Raw genomic sequence first — 17372 nt, forward strand, 5'->3', positions numbered from 1 at the left:
CCCGGGGCGGCCCCTTGCTCCGCGCAATCCCGAAGGGCTACGCGTCCTTGCTCAGATTCGGCCCAGCCCCGCCGGCCGCCTGCTCGATGGGCGGAACGTCCGGCAGCGCCGACTTCTCCTCACCCCGGAAGGTGAAGGTGGCCGTGTCGCCCTCGCCCTCCGTGTCCACGACCACGATGTGACCGGGACGCAGCTCGCCGAAGAGGATCTTCTCCGACAGCGTGTCCTCGATCTCCCGCTGGATCGTGCGGCGCAGCGGCCGCGCGCCCAGCACCGGGTCGTAACCCTTCTTGGACAGCAGCTCCTTGGCGGTCTGGGACAGCTCGATGCCCATGTCCCGGTCCTTCAGGCGCTCGTCCACCTTGCCGACCATCAGGTCGACGATGGCGAGGATGTCCGCCTGGGTGAGCTGCGGGAAGACGACGACGTCGTCCACGCGGTTGAGGAACTCCGGCCGGAAGTGCTGCTTGAGCTCGTCCGAGACCTTGTTCTTCATGCGCTCGTAGTTGGTCTTCGTGTCACCCGAGGCCGCGAAGCCCAGGTTGAAGCCCTTGGAGATGTCCCGCGTGCCGAGGTTGGTCGTCATGATGATGACCGTGTTCTTGAAGTCCACGACCCGGCCCTGGGAGTCGGTCAGACGACCGTCCTCCAGGATCTGCAGCAGCGAGTTGAAGATGTCCGGGTGGGCCTTCTCGACCTCGTCGAAGAGGACCACCGAGAACGGCTTGCGCCGCACCTTCTCCGTCAGCTGGCCGCCCTCTTCGTAGCCCACGTAACCGGGGGGCGAACCGAAGAGCCGCGACACCGTGTGCTTCTCGCTGAACTCCGACATGTCGAGGGAGATCAGCGCGTCCTCGTCACCGAAGAGGAACTCGGCGAGCGCCTTGGACAGCTCGGTCTTACCGACACCGGACGGGCCCGCGAAGATGAACGAACCACCGGGACGCTTCGGGTCCTTGAGGCCCGCACGCGTACGACGGATCGCCTTCGACAGCGCCTTGACGGCGTCGACCTGGCCGATGACCCGCTTGTGGAGCTCGTCCTCCATGCGCAGCAGACGCGAGGACTCCTCCTCAGTCAGCTTGAAGACCGGGATGCCGGTGGCGGTCGCGAGGACCTCGGCGATCAGCTCGCCGTCGACCTCGGCGACGACGTCCATGTCGCCGGCCTTCCACTCCTTCTCGCGCTTGGCCTTCGCCGCCAGCAGCTGCTTCTCCTTGTCGCGGAGAGAGGCCGCCTTCTCGAAGTCCTGGGAGTCGATCGCCGACTCCTTGTCGCGACGCACGCCCGCGATCTTCTCGTCGAACTCGCGGAGGTCCGGCGGCGCGGTCATCCGGCGGATGCGCATCCGGGAACCGGCCTCGTCGATCAGGTCGATCGCCTTGTCCGGCAGGAAGCGGTCCGAGATGTACCGGTCGGCCAGCGTCGCGGCCTGGACCAGCGCCTCGTCCGTGATGGAGACGCGGTGGTGGGCCTCGTACCGGTCACGGAGACCCTTGAGGATCTCGATCGTGTGCGGCAGGGACGGCTCGGCGACCTGGATGGGCTGGAAGCGGCGCTCCAGGGCCGCGTCCTTCTCCAGGTGCTTGCGGTACTCGTCCAGGGTCGTCGCACCGATGGTCTGCAGCTCGCCACGGGCCAGCATCGGCTTCAGGATCGAAGCCGCGTCGATGGCGCCCTCGGCGGCACCCGCACCGACCAGCGTGTGGAGCTCGTCGATGAACAGGATGATGTCGCCGCGGGTGCGGATCTCCTTGAGGACCTTCTTCAGGCGCTCCTCGAAGTCACCGCGGTAGCGGGAGCCGGCGACCAGCGCGCCGAGGTCGAGGGTGTAGAGGTGCTTGTCCTTGAGGGTCTCGGGCACCTCGCCCTTGACGATGGCCTGGGCGAGGCCCTCGACGACGGCGGTCTTGCCGACGCCGGGCTCACCGATCAGGACCGGGTTGTTCTTCGTACGGCGGGACAGCACCTGCATGACCCGCTCGATCTCCTTCTCGCGCCCGATGACCGGGTCGAGCTTGGACTCACGAGCGGCCTGGGTGAGGTTCCGGCCGAACTGGTCGAGGACCAGGGACGTCGAGGGGGTGCCCTCGGCAGGCCCGCCGGCGGTGGCGGTCTCCTTGCCCTGGTAGCCGGAGAGCAGCTGGATGACCTGCTGCCGCACCCGGTTGAGATCTGCGCCCAGCTTGACCAGGACCTGGGCGGCGACGCCCTCGCCCTCACGGATCAGGCCGAGCAGGATGTGCTCCGTGCCGATGTAGTTGTGACCCAGCTGAAGGGCCTCGCGGAGCGACAGCTCCAGGACCTTCTTGGCACGGGGGGTGAAGGGGATGTGCCCGGACGGGGCCTGCTGGCCCTGGCCGATGATCTCCTCCACCTGCTGGCGGACCGCCTCGAGCGAAATCCCGAGGCTCTCAAGGGCCTTGGCGGCGACACCCTCACCCTCGTGGATCAGGCCCAGGAGGATGTGCTCGGTGCCGATGTAGTTGTGGTTGAGCATCCGGGCTTCTTCCTGAGCCAGGACGACAACCCGCCGCGCGCGGTCGGTGAACCTCTCGAACATCGTTAATCGCTCCTCAGAGCGGTCAGGCAGTGGGGGGAACTTCCCCTCCCTGTCCTTCCGCAGCTTAGTCCCGCAAGCGGGGACCGCTCATTCCAACTGCCGACACCGTGGATGGCCTCCTGACCCGTGACGCCGACATCTGCTCCAACCCGATGGTGCGAGACGATGTTCCCGCAGGCCAGGCAGTTACCCCTACCTCCAGTACGCCGATGGCGAACGTGAGACGTCCTGTCCTGCGTGTCGCCCCCTCCCACTAGGGATGTCTTACCCGCTGGGACTGACACTCCATGCCGCGCGCACCGGTTCCCTCCGCTACGGGCGAACAACCTTGCGCCAGACCACACCCCCGAACGCCCACTCTTCCCACACCCTGTGCAATCACGGGAACACCCAGCGTAACTCGGGCGCCCTCGCGGCGGTTGCACTTGGCATGGTTGGCACAGTCCCCCCGGTCTCGACGGTCACCACGGTCCCCTTCCCCCGCCGGCCGCTCGAAGCGAGCGATCAGGTCCGCCGGTGGTACGAGAACGAACTGGGGTGGCCGACGGTGCCCGGGAAGCCGGGTTCCCCGGTGCGACTGCGCGTGGGCCCGTGCTTCGACGTCCTGGACGTCCCCCTGGAGGCGGGCCGGGCCGGGCTGCGGCACCTGGCGCCGGACTCTCCGGTGGCCGTGCAGGGCGACCGGATGCGGCTGCTGCTGGCCGCGGGCAGCGCGGACGAGGTGCCCGGGGTGCTGGACTGGCTGGAGTGGGGATCCCTGCCGCTCGGTCTGGCGGCGATCGGCGAGGGCGGGGCCATGGACGCGCCGCGGCCCCCCGAGCCGGGAGCGCCGTCCGACGTCGTACGACAGGTCCCGGTGCCCAGGGGGACGGATGCGTGGTGTCCGCCCGTGGGGCGCCGTGATGCCCTGCAGGGGGCCGCCGTGTGGCTGCGGCCCCCCGTGCCGGGGCGCGAGGTCGAGGCCTCGCTGCCGACCTTGTCGGCCTTGGGGGGCGGTGGTGACGCCCCCGATCTCGTAAGGCTGCTGGACACGGTGGCCACGCAGTGCCACCGCTCGCGGTTGCGCGCGTGTGCTCAGCCGCCGGCCCGCCGATAAAGCGTCGCGGGTCAGGCGTTGGCCTTCTCGTAAGCCTCGCGAATGGCTGCGGGAACACGGCCGCGGTCGTTGACCTCGTGACCGTTCTCCTTCGCCCAGGCGCGGATCAGAGCGGTGTCCTGGCTGCCGCCGGTAGCCGCACGCGCCTTTCCGCGACCGCCCGCGGCGCGGCCTCCGGTACGACGACCACCCTTCACGTAAGGCTCGAGAAGGCCACGGAGCTTGTCCGCATTGGCAGTCGTGAGATCGATCTCGTACGTCTTGCCGTCCAGCGCGAACGTCACGGTCTCGTCCGCCTCGCCGCCGTCGAGGTCGTCGACAAGAAGGACCTGAACCTTCTGTGCCACCGGATTTCCTTTCATCGATAACTTGAGGGACTGGGGTCTGCGGCGTCCGCCGTTTCGCCGCCCCCTGTTATATGCAGTACTGCAGTACGTCGGAAAGCAAACCGCTTTTCCTGGAAAAACACAAACCCCTGGGAGAGACTGACCGACCACGCATGGTCCGGAAACATGCGCGTTTCGGACATAGGGAACCTGGGCAGGGCCGTCCCGTGGAATAGGGCGTGACGATCACAGATGCAGAAGCATCCGGCTGTTGCCCAAGGTGTTCGGTTTCACTCGTTCGAGACCGAGGAACTCCGCGACACCCTCGTCATAGGAACGCAGCAGCTCCGCGTAGACATCGGTGTCGACAGGCGTCTCCCCGATCTCGACGAAGCCGTGCTTGCCGAAGAAGTCCACTTCGAAGGTGAGACAGAAAACCCGCCGAACACCGAGCCAGCGCGCGGTGTCCAGCAACTTCTCCAGCAGCTGATGGCCGACACCGGCGCCCTTCAGGCCCCGCTTCACGGCGAGAGTGCGCACTTCCGCGAGGTCTTCCCACATCACATGCAGTGCGCCGCACCCGACGACCTCGCCGTTGTCATCGCGTTCGGCGACCCAGAACTCCTGGATGTCCTCGTAAAGCGTCACGGTGGCTTTGTCGAGCAGGATGCGGGCGCGGACGTACTCGTCGAGGAGACTGCGTACGGCCGCGACATCGCTGGTACGGGCCCGGCGAACGGTGATGGCTTTTGCGGTGACTTCGGGGCTCTGCGCCGACGAGCTCTCTGCGGACATGTGCGGACGCTATCGCCCGACACCCTCCGTTGCCGAGCCGGGGTTCTCACCACGTGTTTCGGCAGGGGTATCCGGTGCAGGTCCGGCGGTTTCCGGTCCTTGGACGATCCGTACGGCGTCGCGCAGCGCATGGCGCTGTTCCTCGCTCATCATCCCGAAGAACGCGACGAGAGCGGCCGCCGGGTTGTCGCTCTGCGACCAGGCGTCGTTCATCAGGGCGGCGGCGTAGGCGGCTCGGGTGGACACGGCCTCATATCGATAGGCCCGTCCTTCGGCCTCCCGCCGCACCCAGCCCTTCTGATGGAGATTGTCCAAAACGGTCATCACCGTGGTGTATGCGATGGACCGTTCCTGCTGAAGGTCTTCCAGGACTTCTCGAACGGTCACCGGGCGGTTCCACTTCCACACCCGCGTCATGACCGCGTCTTCGAGTTCTCCCAATGGGCGAGGCACAGCTCAGGACAATAGTGGGAAACAAGAACAAAAAGGGCGTACGACTCGGAAAGTGGGAGTCGTACGCCGATGAAGATGCCGGAATCGGGCCTCAGGCGTCGGTGTGCGCGGAGGTCTGCTTGCCGTTCTCCACGCGCGCGAGGACGGCGTCGACGGCCGCGTCCTCCTTGGCCTTGTTCGCCCCGCCCTGGGTCTTCACGATCACCCTGATCACGCTGATGAAGAACACGGCCATGACGACCGGGGGCACGAGCGCGGAGACGTAGTCCATGCGTCCAGGGTAGCCACGGGGCCGAGCGGAGCGAGGCGGGGGGCCGGGTTGCCGGGCGCGGGGGCCGCGACCCGTGGTGTCGGGTCCGGCCCCCGGGCTCGTCTCCGGCGCGGCTCAGCCCGCGGCGAGCTGCTGCGGCGGGTTCGGGGGCGGAGAGGCCGGTTTGCGGCGGGGGAAGACCTCGCCGGGGGTGGGGATGGGGCGCGCGGGGGCGGGGCCGGCGGGGGCCGGTTTGGGGGCGGCCGGCTTTTGAGCGGGCTTCTTCTCCGGCGTCCGGGGCTGCTCGCCGGGCTGTTCCGCGGCTGCTTCCTCGCCGGCGGCCGCGGAGCCGTCGGAAAGGCCCCCGGGAAGGGCCAGGAGGCGGGTACGGGAGGCCGGGACGGCCGGGGTGGACCGCCGGACCGCACCGCGGGCCAGCCGGGCGCGTACGTCCTGCTCGGCGAGGGCGAGGCAGCGGTCCAGGAGGGCGGCCGCCACGGGGTTGCCGCGCAGCGCTCTGAGCCCGGCGAGGTCGTCGACCTCCGGCCGGTACCCGGCGCTCAGGGCTTCCTCCAGGAGGGCGAGATAACCGGCGGCGGTACCGGGCAGGGCGGCGCGATACCGGGCGAGGTCGGCCACCAGGAAGGCGCGCAGCCTGGCGCCCTCGCGCATCGCCTCGTCCAGGGAGTCGGCCAGGCGGAGACAGTCTTGGACGTCTTCGGCCGAGGCGGTTCGGGGGTGAAGGGCGAGGGCGAGAGCGCGGCGGAGCACACGCAGCTCCTCCACGCCGAACGCCATGCCGCCGCGGGATCCGTATGGCGTGGGCATGGTGCGACAGTACGCGCTAATCAGACAAATTCGACATAAGGCGGCCGGGTGTGGCGCGCGGAGCCACTCGGGCGGACGCGCGCGTGGGGTCGGGGCGAGCGCTCGCGCGGGGCCCCGCGGACGCGAGTGCGGCTCCGGGCGGGAGCCGGGCGCCCGGAGGCCGGGCCGCCGCCGTCACCCGCCCCGGCTCACATCCGCGACACGTTCCGCTCGTACACCAGCCGCAGTCCGATCAGCGTCAGCCACGGCTCGTGCTCGTCGATCACCGACGCCTCGCCCAGCACCATCGGCGCCAGTCCGCCCGTCGCGATCACCGTCACGTCGTCCGGGTCGTCGGCGAGCTCCCGGGCCATACGGGTCACGACCCCGTCGACCTGCCCGGCGAAGCCGTACACGACACCCGACTGCATGGCTTCGACGGTGTTCTTGCCGATCACGTTCCTGGGCCGGGCCACCTCGATCTTCCTCAGCTGCGCGGCCCGGATCCCGAGGGCCTCCACGGAGATCTCGATACCGGGGGCGATGACCCCGCCGACGTACTCCCCGCGCGCGGACACCGCGTCGAAGGTGGTCGCCGTACCGAAGTCGACGACGATCGCGGGGCCGCCGTAGAGCTCGTTCGCCGCGACGGCGTTGATGATGCGGTCGGCGCCGACCTCCTTGGGGTTGTCGAACTGGATCGGCACCCCCGTCTTCACCCCCGGCTCCACCAGCACCGCCGGCACGTCGCCGTAGTACCGCCGCGTCACCTCGCGCAGCTCGTGCAGCACCGACGGCACGGTCGCGCAGATCGCGATGCCGTCGATGCCGTCGCCGAGTTCGTCGCCGAGCAGCGGGTGCATGCCCATGAGGCCCTGGAGCAGCACCGCCAGCTCGTCGGCGGTGCGGCGCGCGTCCGTGGAGATGCGCCAGTGCTCGACGATCTCCTCGCCGTCGAAGAGCCCGAGGACGGTGTGCGTGTTTCCTACGTCGATCGTGAGGAGCATCGCGACTACTCCGCCTCGCGCAGGTCGAGACCGATGTCCAGGATCGGCGAGGAGTGCGTGAGGGCGCCCACGGCGAGGTAGTCGACGCCGGTCTCGGCGTACGCGCGCGCGTTGTCCAGCGTGAGCCGGCCCGAGGCCTCCAGCGCGGCGCGCCCGTGCACCAGCGCGACCGCCTCCTCGCACTCCCCCGGCGTGAAGTTGTCGAGCAGGATCAGGTCGGCACCCGCCTCCACGACCTCGCGCAGCTGGTGCAGGGTGTCGACCTCGACCTCGATCGGCACGTCCGGGAAGGTCTCGCGGACGGCCTTGAAGGCCTGGGCGACACCACCGGCGGCGACCACGTGGTTGTCCTTCACCAGAGCCGCGTCCGACAGGGACATCCGGTGGTTCACGCCCCCGCCGCACCGCACCGCGAACTTCTCCAGCGAGCGCAGTCCGGGCGTGGTCTTCCGCGTGTCACGCACGCGTGCCTTCGTGCCGTCCAGGGCGTCCGCCCACGCGCGCGTGGCGGTCGCGATGCCCGACAGCCGGCACAGCAGGTTCAGCGCGCTGCGCTCGGCGGTCAGCAGGTCACGCGTGCGCGTGGTGACCGACAGGAGCTTCTGCCCGGCCTCCACCCGGTCGCCGTCCTCGACATGCCGCTCGACCTCGAACTCGTCCTCGCAGACCACCGAGACGACCGCCTCGGCGACCCGCAGGCCCGCCACGACGCCCGCCTCGCGCGCGACGAAGTCGGCGGTGGCGACGGCGTCCTCGGCGATGGTCGCGACCGTCGTCACGTCCACGCCGTGGTCCAGGTCCTCCTGGATGGCCACGTTGGCGATGTCCTCGACCTCGACCGGGTCGAGCCCGGCGTCGGCCAGGAGCTGGGCGAGCGCGGGGTCGAGCCCGCACTCCAGGTACTCCGCGTCGCCCTCGGCGCCGCAGGCGCAGCCGTCGCCGCAGCCGCCGGACGAGGCGAGGGGAAGGTCGTCGGTGCTCACTGGTGTCACTGCTCCTGAAGGGGCTGCCGGGTCGGGGGGAAGTCTGCGGTATCGGTGGTGTGTACGGCGAGTGTGCGGTCCGGATTCAGCCGTACGACGATGTGGCGGCGCCATGCCGCGTCGTCGCGGTCGGGCCGGTCCTCGCGCCAGTGGCAGCCGCGGGTCTCCTCACGCAGGCGTGCGGCGGCGACCAGGACGCGGGCCACGCACAGGAGGTTGGTGGCCTCCCAGGTGTCCACGCCGGGCTCGGCCGTCTTGCCGTCCTCGTCGAGGGCGTCACGGGCGTCGGTGTGCAGCTGCTGGAGCTGTTCGGCGGCCTTCTCCAGGGAGTCCGCCGAGCGCAGGACGCCGGCGCCGTCGGTCATGATCCGCTGGATCGCGAACCGCGCCTCGGGAGACTGCAGGGGGTGCGCGGGGGTCACAGGGGTCGCGGGGTGCTCGACCGTCGCGGGCACGCGCGCGTGGCGGCCGTTCGCCGCGTGGGCGGCCGTGATGTCCTCGACGATGCGCTCGGCGTAGACCAGGCCCTCCAGGAGGGAGTTGGAGGCGAGCCGGTTGGCGCCGTGCACGCCGGTGCAGGCGACCTCGCCGCACGCGTACAGGCCAGGGACGGTCGTACGGCCCTGCGAGTCGGTGCGCACGCCGCCGGAGGCGTAGTGGGCGGCCGGGGCGATCGGGATGGGCTCGGTGACCGGGTCGATGCCGTGGGCGCGGCAGGCCGCGAGGATCGTCGGGAAGCGGTGCGCCCACATGTCGGCGCCGAAGTGCCGGGCGTCGAGGAACATGTGCTCGGCGTCGAGCTCCTGCATGCGCCGCATGATGCCCTTGGCGACGATGTCCCGGGGGGCGAGCTCGGCCAGTTCGTGCTGCCCGACCATGAAGCGCACGCCGTCGGCGTCGACCAGGTGGGCGCCTTCACCGCGTACGGCCTCGGAGACCAGGGGCTGCTGGCCCTCGGCGTCGGGGCCGAGGAAGAGCACGGTCGGGTGGAACTGCACGAACTCCAGGTCGCTGACCTCCGCTCCCGCGCGCAGGGCGAGTGCGACCCCGTCGCCGGTGGAGACGGACGGGTTGGTGGTCGCGGAGAAGACCTGGCCCATGCCGCCGGTCGCGAGGACGACCGCGGGGGCGTGCACGGCGCCCACGCCGTCGTGCTGGCCCTCGCCCATGACGTGCAGCGAGACACCCGCCGTACGGCCGTCGGCGTCGGTCAGCAGGTCCAGGACGAGCGCGTTCTCGATCGTGCGCAGCCCACGCGCGCGTACCGCCTCCACGAGCGCCCGGGAGATCTCCGCGCCGGTCGCGTCGCCGCCGGCGTGCGCGATACGGCGGCGGTGGTGGCCGCCCTCGCGGGTGAGCTCCAGGCCGCCTTCCTCGGACTCGTCGAAGTGCGCCCCGGTCTCGATGAGACGGCGCACGGCGTCGGGGCCCTCGGTGACGAGGATCCGTACGGCGCTCTCGTCGCACAGGCCCGCGCCCGCGACCAGGGTGTCGTCGAGGTGCTGCTCGGGGGTGTCGCCCTCGCCGAGGGCCGCGGCGATGCCGCCCTGGGCCCAGCGGGTGGAGCCGTCGTCGAGGCGGGCCTTGGTGACGACGACCGTGCGCAGCCCCGCCGCCTCGCAGCGCAGGGCCGCGGTGAGGCCGGCGACGCCGGAACCCACGACCACGACGTCCGCGTCGATGGACCATCCGGGCGCGGGGGCGTGCAGTCGTATGCCTGTGCTGGTCACGAGGCGGCTCCGAGGGTTCCGAAGGTGAGGGGGATGTTGTCGATCAGGCGGGTCGTCCCGACCCGGGCGGCGACGGCGAGAACGGCCTCGCCGGTGAAGTCGTCGGTGATCTCGGAGAAGTCGGACGGATCGACGAGCGCGAGGTAGTCCAGGGCGATCGGCGGGTCGAGGCGGGCGGCCTCGTCGAGGATCTGGCGGGCGGCGGCGCGGACGGCGGAGGGGGCGCCCGGGAGCGCCTTGGCGACGGCGTGCGTGTCGGCGGCCGCGCGGGACTCCCCTATGGCGCTGAGCGCCTCGGCACGCGCGTGCGTGGCGGGCACCTCACGCGCGCGTGCCCGCAGCGCCTCCTGCGCCGCGTGCCGGTCGCGGCCCGCGAACAGTGCCCGGGACAGCGCGAGCGCGGTGCGCCGCTCCTTGGGCGAGAGGTAGCGGTTGCGGCTGGACAGGGCCAGCCCGTCGTCCTCGCGGACGGTGGGTACGCCGACGATCTCGACGCCGAAGTTCAGGTCCCGCACCATGCGGCGGATCAGGGCGAGCTGCTGGGCGTCCTTCTGGCCGAACAGGGCGACGTCGGGGCGGGTGAGGTGCAGCAGCTTGGCGACGACGGTGAGCATGCCGTCGAAGTGGCCGGGGCGCGAGGAGCCCTCCAGGCGCTCGCCCATGGGGCCCGCGCTGATGCGGACCTGGGGCTCGCCGCCGGGGTAGACCTCGTCGGCGGAGGGGGCGAACACGACGTCCGCGCCCGACTGTTCGGCGATCTTGAGGTCGGCGTCGAGGGTGCGCGGATAGCGGTCGAGGTCCTCGCCCGCACCGAACTGCAGGGGGTTGACGAAGACGGTGACGATCACGAAGCCCTTGCTGCCGACGTGCTCGCGGGCAGCCCTGATCAGGGTCGCGTGCCCCTCGTGCAGGGCGCCCATGGTCATGACGACGGCAGTGCGTCCCGGCACCGCGAAGTGGTCGTGCACATACCGCAGGTCATCGACGGTGGGGGCGAGTTCGAAGGGGCGGCGGCTCATCGGTCTTCCCCGTTCTCCGACGGATTCGTGCCGTGGGCGAGTACCCCGAGGAGGTCCTCGGCGAGCTCGGGTTTGAGCAGGCCGTGGGCGAGTGCCCGGTCGGCGGTCGCGCGGGCCATCGCCAGGTAGCCGGCGACGGTCTGCGGGGCGTGCTTGCGCAGCTCGCTGACGTGCGCGGCGACGGTGCCCGCGTCCCCGCGCGCGACGGGGCCGGTCAGGGCCGCGTCACCGGAGCGCAGGGCGTTGTCGAGGGCGGCGCCGAGCAGCGGGCCGAGCATCCGGTCGGGGGCCTCGACGCCCGCCGAGCGCAGCAGCTCCATGGACTGGGCGACCAGGGTGACCAGGTGGTTCGCGCCGAGCGCGAGCGCCGCGTGGTAGAGCGGGCGCCGTTCCTCGGCGATCCACTCCGGTTCGCCGCCCATCTCGATGACGAGGGCCTCGGCGGCCATCCGCAGCTCCTCGGGCGCGGTGACCCCGAAGGAGCAGCCGGCGAGCCGCTGGACGTCCACAGGGGTGCCGGTGAAGGTCATCGCGGGGTGCAGCGCCAGCGGCAGCGCGCCCGCGCGCAGGGCGGGGTCCAGGACCTTCGCGCCGTACCGGCCGGAGGTGTGCACCAGCAGCTGCCCGGGACGTACGGCCCCGGTCTCGGCCAGGCCCTCCACGAGCCCCGGCAGGGTGTCGTCCGGGACGGTGAGCAGCACCAGGTCGGCGCGCTGCAGGACCTCGGCGGGCGGCAGGAGCGGCACGTCGGGGAGCATCAGCGCGGCCCGCCTGCGGGAGGCGTCGGAGACCCCGGAGACGGCCACCGGACGGTGCCCGGCGAGCTGGAGCGACGCGGCGAGCGCGGGGCCCACGCGGCCGGCGCCGACGACACCGACGGTGAGCCGCGCGGGGCGGTCCTTGGGGTCTGGCAGTTGGCTTGTACTCACGCGACGGCGGCCTTCCCGTTCCAGTCCGCTCCGGGTACCGGACGATTTCTCGTCATGTTAACGCGATTGGTCGAAGGGGCGTCCGGTCGTCCACAGGCTGTGGGCGGCCGCGTGCCGTACCGGCGCGGAAATGCGGGTGTCCGTGGGAGGGACCCGCGGGATGATCCCGAGCATGAGCGATACGGCGGAGCAGGCTACGGAACAGACCGAGGAACAGGTCGAGGAACGGTCGGCGGAGGAACGACTGCGGGAGCGGCGCCGGGGCGCCGTACGCAAGGCGCGGCGCATCCTGTGGCGCGGCGGACCGAGCCGCACGCTCCGGGAGCGGCTCGCGGCGCTGACGGAGGCCGCGCCCGAGGTGTACGACCTGGACGAGAGCGTGGACATCTACGGCGACGGGGTCGTGGCGACCTTGGAGGAACGGGTCGCGACCCTGCTGGGCAAGGAGGCCGCCGCGTTCTTCCCCACGGGCACGATGGCCCAGCAGGTCGCCCTGCGCTGCTGGGCGGCCCGCACCGGCAACCCGACGGTCGCCCTGCATCCGCTGGCCCACCCCGAGGTCCACGAACGCCATGCTCTCGCCCAGGTCAGCGGCTTGCGCCCGGTGCGCCTGACCAGCGAGCCCCGGCTGCCCACCGCCGACGAGGTACGTGACCTCGACGAGCCCTGTGGCGCCCTGATGCTCGAACTGCCCCTCAGGGACGCCGGATTCGTCCTGCCCACCTGGGAGGAGCTCACGGAGGTCGTGGAAGCGGCGCGCGAGCGCGACGCGGTGGTGCACTTCGACGGCGCGCGCCTGTGGGAGACCACCGTCCACTTCGGCCGCCCCCTGGACGAGATCGCGGGCCTGGCGGACAGCGTCTACGTGTCGTTCTACAAGTCGCTCGAAGGCTTCGCCGGAGCGGCGCTCGCCGGCCCGAGGACGATGGTGGAGGAGGCGAAGGCCTGGCGCCACCGGTACGGCGGGACGGTCTTCCAGCAGTTCCCCACCGTGCTGTCGGCGCTCGTCGGCCTGGAGCGGGAGCTGCCCAGGCTCCCGGAGTACGTCCGGCACGCGCGCGTGGTGGCGGCCGCGCTGCGGGAGGGGTTCGCCGAGGCGGGTGTGGCCTGGGCGCGCGTGCACCCCGAGGAGCCGCACACCCACCAGTTCCAGGTCTGGCTGCCGTACGACCCCGACGTGCTGGTCGAGGCGGCGGTGCGGCAGGCGGAGGAGACGGGGACGTATCTGTTCACCGGCTACTGGGGCCAGGGCGGGCCCGGGCTGGCGCTCGCCGAGGTCACCGTGGGCGCCGCCGGTCTGGAGTGGACGGCCGAGGACGTGAAGGCGGCCGTCGCGGACTTCGTGACCCGGCTGCCCGGCGTCAGCAGCTAGGGCGCGGGTGCCGGTGCGCCACCGGCCCAGGGTCCGTCGTATCCGCCCGTGGGCCGGCCGCCCGGCGACGACGGCCCGGACGGTGGTCGCGCAGCTCGCGCACGGCCTGCCGGTCATGGGCGCCGGGCGCGGGCGGGGCGGGCTGCCCGAGCCGCTCGGCGCGGTAGAGGTCGAGGAGGTACCGCTGCGTGATGCTCATGGCGCCCGCGCCGTCGCGTCGATTGACGGCGGGCGTCAATCGGGGGAGGCGATGTCAGTGGCGGGGTGCACCATGAGGTCATGAGCGTGCGCATCGACATCGCGGGGCTGCGGCCGGAGGGGGTCGCCGTCGTGCCCTCCCCCCTGGCCGAGCTCGGCATGGCGCTGCACGCGCTGGCCGAGCCGGGGCACCATCCGGGGCTGCAGGGCTGGGTGACGACCGTGACGGCCCGGCTCGACCCGCATCTGGCCGACCGGATGTGCGACGCGGACTTCCTGTGGACGACGACGTTCGCGGACCTGTTCCTGCCGTACGCGGGCATCCCCGGCGGCCGCACCCTGCCGGGTGCCACGCTCGCGGAGGAACTGGACCTCCTGGACAAGCTGACGGACGAACAGTTCGTCAGCGCAGCCCTGGAGTTCAGCTGCGCGACCTGCTACGACATCGGCACCGACTGGCTCTTCGACGCCGAGCAGGGTCGGCGTGCCCTGGCGCTGGCCGCCGCGCGCGGTCCGCGCCAGGAGCGGTTCACCGAGCTGCTGCTCACCGACCCGCCCAGGATCCGGGCCTGGCTGCGCCAGTTCCTCCAGGACTGCGACGAGGCCTTCTTCGCGGAGACCTGGTCCCGGCTGCGCCACCAGCTGGCGGCGGACGCCCGCCACAAGACCGACCTCGTACGCCGCAAGGGCCTGGCCGAGGCGCTCGCCGCCGCGTCCCCGGCGCTCGCCCTCGACGAGACCGCCGCCGAGATCACGGTCGACAAGCTGAGCGTGGGCCGTACGGCCACGGGGGACGGCAATCTCCTCCTCGTGCCGACCAGCCTCGGCTGGCCCCACCTTGCCGTCCTCTACCGGCCCGGCTGGCAGCCCGTGGTGCACTACCCGGTCGGCTCCCCGGAGCTCGCGGCACCGCCCTCCGTCGAGCAGCTCGCCCTGCGGATGACCGCCCTGTCCCATCCGGTCCGGATGCGGATCTGCCGCCATCTGGCCCGCAGCGCCTGGACCACGAGCGAGCTGGCGCAGGCGCACGGGATGACGGCGCCGGAGATATCCCGGCACCTGGGCGTCCTGAAGAAGGCGGGCCTGATCACCACCCGCCGCCGCGGACGGTACGTCAAGCACCAGCTGGACATAGCCGTGGTGGCCCGGCTGGGCAGCGACTTCCTGGAGGGGATCCTCAGGTAGCCGGTCAGTCGAAGCGGATGTGCTTCACCCCGACCCGTACCTGCCTCAGCCTCGTCCGCAGCGCACCCTCGTTGTTCGGCCGCAGCCTCAGCCCGGCCAGGACGGCGATGCGGTCGGCCGTCTTCGGCACGGTCGACTCGTCCGTCCACAGGTGCTCGGCGAACTCGGGCCCGCTCAGCCGCTCCAGACAGTGGTCGAGCTGCTGCACGGCCCAGGTCTCGCGCCCCAGACCGGAGTTCTTCCCACCGACGTACTGAAGGAGGTGCCCGAAGCCGCGCTCCCGCAGCCGCTTGAGGACGGTCTCGCGCTGAGCCAGCAGGGTGAAGTGGCGGACGTCGTGGCCGAGTTCGCCCAGCCGCCCCACGGTCTCCGCGAAGTACACGGGGTTCGTGACCGTCATGGGCGCGATGACCACGCCGTCGTGCTTGGCGAGAGCGAGGTCGAGGACCTCGACCACGCCGTCCCGCCAGGACTTCAGGTCCTGGAAGTTCCCGCGGAGTTCGGGCGGCAGCATGCGGCGCAGACCGAAGCCCGCATGCTCGGGGTCACAGACCACGCTTCCGGGCAGACGGCGCTGGATCTCGTACGCCGTCTGCGTCTTGCCGCCCCCGAAAGGGCCGTTGATCCAGAGGAGCATGCGCAGACCCTAGTGGGCGCCGGTTACGCGGGAATCACGGCTGCTGTGCCTCAGCCGTGGCCGCCGGCCCGCACCAGCCCCGTCTCGTACGCCAGGACCACCACCTGTACCCGGTCCCGGAGCCCGAGCTTGGTCAGGATGCGGCCCACGTGGGTCTTCACGGTCGCCTCGGACAGGACGAGGCGGGCCGCGATCTCACCGTTGGACAGGCCCTGGGCGACCAGGACCATGACCTCGCGCTCGCGCTCGGTGAGCCGTTCCAGTTCCTTGTGCTGGGGTTCCTTGCCGGCGCTCGGCAGCATCGGGGCGAAGCGGTCGAGGAGGCGGCGGGTGGTCGAGGGGGCCACGACCGCGTCGCCGCTGTGCACCGAGCGGATCGCGGCGAGGAGTTCGCCGGGCGGCACGTCCTTGAGCATGAAGCCGGACGCGCCCGCCTTCAGCCCGGAGAAGGCGTACTCGTCGAGGTCGAAGGTGGTCAGGATCAGCACCTTCGGCGGGTTCTCCTCCTGGCAGATGCGGCGGGTGGTCTCCACGCCGTCCAGCTTCGGCATGCGCACGTCCATGAGGACCACGTCGACGTCCGTCGCGCGCAGCACCTGGAGGGCCTCGACGCCGTCACCCGCCTCCGCGACGACCTCCATGTCCGGCTGGGCGGCGAGCACCATCCGGAACCCGGTGCGCAGCAGCACCTGGTCGTCGACGAGCATCACACGGATCGTCATCGGGTCCTCTTCTTCCGTCTTACAGGTGTCAACAGGGGGCGTGCGTCGGCGTCAATGCGCGGGTTTGAGCGGGAGCAGCGCACTGATACGGAACCCTCCGCCGGGACGGGGTCCCGCGTCCAGAGTGCCGCCGACCATGCCGACGCGCTCGCGCATACCGATCAGGCCGTGGCCCTGTCCGTCGGTGCCGCCCTCTTCGTACAGCTCGTGCGGGGCACCCTTGCCGTCGTCCTCGACGAGCAGGCCGAGCCCGTCGTCGAAGTAGACCAGGCGCACGCTGGCGCCCGCGTTCGGCCCGCCGTGCTTGCGGGTGTTGGTGAGCGCCTCCTGCACGATCCGGTACGCCGTGAGCTCGACGCCGCTGGGCAGCGGGCGCGGGGTGCCCTCGACCTTGAAGTCGACGGGCAGCCCCGAGGTGCGGCACTGCTCGACCAGGTCGTCGATCTGCTCGACGTCGGGCTGCGGGACGTACTCGCCGACCTCCTGGTGCTCGCCGGTGCGCAGTACGCCCAGCAGGCGGCGCATCTCGGCGAGGGCCTGGCGGCCGGTGGAGGAGATCGTCTCCAGGGCCTTCCTGGCCTGGTCGGGCGCCGTGTCGAGGACGTAGGCGGCGCCGTCGGCCTGCACCACCATCACCGAGACGTTGTGCGCGACCACGTCGTGGAGCTCGCGTGCGATCCGGGCGCGTTCGGCGGCGACCGCGACCTTGGCCTGCGCCTCGCGCTCCTTCTCCAGCCGGGCGTTGCGCTCCTCCAGCTGGGCGAAGTAGGCCCGCCGGGTCCGTATCGAGTCCCCGAGTACCCAGGCGAGCGCGAACGGCACGGTCTGGAAGACGATGACCGCGACCTGACCGGGCACGCTCGCGTTCTCGTGCGGCCATCGCAGCTGTGCCAGGGGGGCCGCGCTCAGGGCCATGACCAGGCCCAGCCGGGAGGCCCAGCGGGCGCCCGTGGCGGCGACGGTGTAGACGATCACCAGGAAGGCGAAGTCGGCGGCCGTGACCCCGACGTTCAGCACCAGCTGGGCCAGGCCGAGCCCGACGGCCAGTACCAGCATCTTCTCGGGCATGAGCCGACGCAGCGCGATGACCAGGCACAGAAGGAAGACGACCGGTACGAGCAGGGCCGTGGAGTCGGTCCCGCCCCGGTCCTGGCCCGCGGTTCCGGCAGCCGCGGTGATCCCGAACAGGACGACGGCCCAGAAGCCGTCCACCCCGGTCGGGTGCCTGCGGAGGAAGTCATAGAGGCGCTGCACGTAACCCAGCGTAGGGAAGCGTGAAGCGTGCCGGGGTCAACCGGAG

The 17372-nt window shown here is 71.3% G+C and carries 17 protein-coding genes and 1 pseudogene; 3 read left to right on the plus strand and 15 right to left on the minus strand.

Annotation, left to right across the window (positions count from 1 at the left end; genetic code table 11):
* Window positions 1–37 precede the first annotated feature (37 nt).
* Window positions 38–2563: an ATP-dependent Clp protease ATP-binding subunit gene (locus PH203_RS30890; protein WP_289924064.1), complete on the minus strand. Its 2526-nt coding sequence runs from the start codon at window positions 2561–2563 to the stop codon at window positions 38–40.
* A gap of 430 nt (window positions 2564–2993) precedes the next feature.
* Between PH203_RS30890 and PH203_RS30895 the strand changes: the two genes are divergently transcribed.
* Complete coding sequence (locus tag PH203_RS30895; protein WP_289924065.1) at window positions 2994–3659, plus strand: SCO3374 family protein; 666 nt, start codon at window positions 2994–2996, stop codon at window positions 3657–3659.
* Between the two features lie 11 nt (window positions 3660–3670).
* Here the strand turns inward: PH203_RS30895 and PH203_RS30900 are convergent, their stop codons facing one another.
* The 10 genes from PH203_RS30900 to PH203_RS30945 all read right to left on the minus strand — a co-directional run bounded on the left by PH203_RS30900 (window position 3671) and on the right by PH203_RS30945 (window position 11958).
* Window positions 3671–4006: an Lsr2 family protein gene (locus PH203_RS30900; RefSeq protein WP_289924066.1), complete on the minus strand. Its 336-nt coding sequence runs from the start codon at window positions 4004–4006 to the stop codon at window positions 3671–3673.
* A gap of 225 nt (window positions 4007–4231) precedes the next feature.
* A complete protein-coding gene (locus PH203_RS30905; protein ID WP_289924067.1) occupies window positions 4232–4780 on the minus strand; it encodes an amino-acid N-acetyltransferase in 549 nt (182 codons plus the stop codon).
* 9 nt (window positions 4781–4789) lie between these two features.
* Entirely contained in the window at window positions 4790–5221 is a 432-nt protein-coding gene (locus tag PH203_RS30910; protein WP_289924068.1) for a BlaI/MecI/CopY family transcriptional regulator, read from the minus strand.
* A gap of 103 nt (window positions 5222–5324) precedes the next feature.
* Window positions 5325–5504, minus strand: a complete 180-nt coding sequence (locus PH203_RS30915) for a hypothetical protein (RefSeq protein WP_289924070.1) — start codon at window positions 5502–5504, stop codon at window positions 5325–5327.
* A 114-nt stretch (window positions 5505–5618) separates the two neighbouring features.
* Window positions 5619–6281, minus strand: coding sequence for a hypothetical protein (locus PH203_RS30920; RefSeq protein WP_289924402.1), 663 nt, complete (start codon window positions 6279–6281; stop codon window positions 5619–5621).
* 218 nt (window positions 6282–6499) lie between these two features.
* Window positions 6500–7297 carry a type III pantothenate kinase gene (locus tag PH203_RS30925; protein WP_289924071.1) on the minus strand — a complete coding sequence of 266 codons (798 nt, stop codon included), beginning with the start codon at window positions 7295–7297 and terminating at the stop codon, window positions 6500–6502.
* A gap of 5 nt (window positions 7298–7302) precedes the next feature.
* The gene (gene nadC, locus PH203_RS30930; RefSeq protein WP_289924072.1) at window positions 7303–8280 is read right to left on the minus strand and encodes a carboxylating nicotinate-nucleotide diphosphorylase; all 978 of its coding nucleotides are present in this window, start codon (window positions 8278–8280) and stop codon (window positions 7303–7305) included.
* A gap of 5 nt (window positions 8281–8285) precedes the next feature.
* Window positions 8286–10010, minus strand: coding sequence for an L-aspartate oxidase (locus PH203_RS30935; RefSeq protein WP_289924074.1), 1725 nt, complete (start codon window positions 10008–10010; stop codon window positions 8286–8288).
* Window positions 10007–11029: a pantoate--beta-alanine ligase gene (panC, locus tag PH203_RS30940; RefSeq protein ID WP_289924076.1), complete on the minus strand. Its 1023-nt coding sequence runs from the start codon at window positions 11027–11029 to the stop codon at window positions 10007–10009. Before panC ends, PH203_RS30935 begins: the two co-directional genes overlap by 4 nt.
* Complete coding sequence (locus tag PH203_RS30945; RefSeq protein WP_289924077.1) at window positions 11026–11958, minus strand: DUF2520 domain-containing protein; 933 nt, start codon at window positions 11956–11958, stop codon at window positions 11026–11028. Before PH203_RS30945 ends, panC begins: the two co-directional genes overlap by 4 nt.
* 172 nt (window positions 11959–12130) lie before the next feature.
* Here PH203_RS30945 and PH203_RS30950 point away from each other — a divergent pair, with 172 nt between their 5' ends.
* A complete protein-coding gene (locus PH203_RS30950) occupies window positions 12131–13330 on the plus strand; it encodes an aminotransferase class I/II-fold pyridoxal phosphate-dependent enzyme (RefSeq protein WP_289924078.1) in 1200 nt (399 codons plus the stop codon).
* 18 nt (window positions 13331–13348) lie between these two features.
* Here the strand turns inward: PH203_RS30950 and PH203_RS30955 are convergent.
* A pseudogene (locus PH203_RS30955) lies at window positions 13349–13529 on the minus strand (hypothetical protein); the annotation flags it as partial.
* 80 nt (window positions 13530–13609) lie between these two features.
* Between PH203_RS30955 and PH203_RS30960 the strand changes: the two are divergent.
* Window positions 13610–14713, plus strand: a complete 1104-nt coding sequence (locus tag PH203_RS30960; RefSeq protein ID WP_289924081.1) for a DUF5937 family protein — start codon at window positions 13610–13612, stop codon at window positions 14711–14713.
* A gap of 4 nt (window positions 14714–14717) precedes the next feature.
* Here PH203_RS30960 and PH203_RS30965 read toward each other — a convergent pair whose 3' ends face one another.
* From PH203_RS30965 to PH203_RS30975, 3 genes are read right to left on the minus strand one after another with little or no spacing between them, the layout of a single operon-like run.
* Entirely contained in the window at window positions 14718–15350 is a 633-nt protein-coding gene (locus tag PH203_RS30965; protein WP_289924083.1) for an ATP-binding protein, read from the minus strand.
* Window positions 15351–15400: 50 nt separating this feature from the next.
* Entirely contained in the window at window positions 15401–16072 is a 672-nt protein-coding gene (locus PH203_RS30970) for a response regulator transcription factor (RefSeq protein ID WP_289924085.1), read from the minus strand.
* Between the two features lie 51 nt (window positions 16073–16123).
* A complete protein-coding gene (locus PH203_RS30975) occupies window positions 16124–17326 on the minus strand; it encodes a sensor histidine kinase (protein WP_289924086.1) in 1203 nt (400 codons plus the stop codon).
* Window positions 17327–17372 lie beyond the last annotated feature (46 nt).

It is taken from the genome of Streptomyces sp. S.PB5 (assembly GCF_030403745.1).
Classification (GTDB): domain Bacteria; phylum Actinomycetota; class Actinomycetes; order Streptomycetales; family Streptomycetaceae; genus Streptomyces.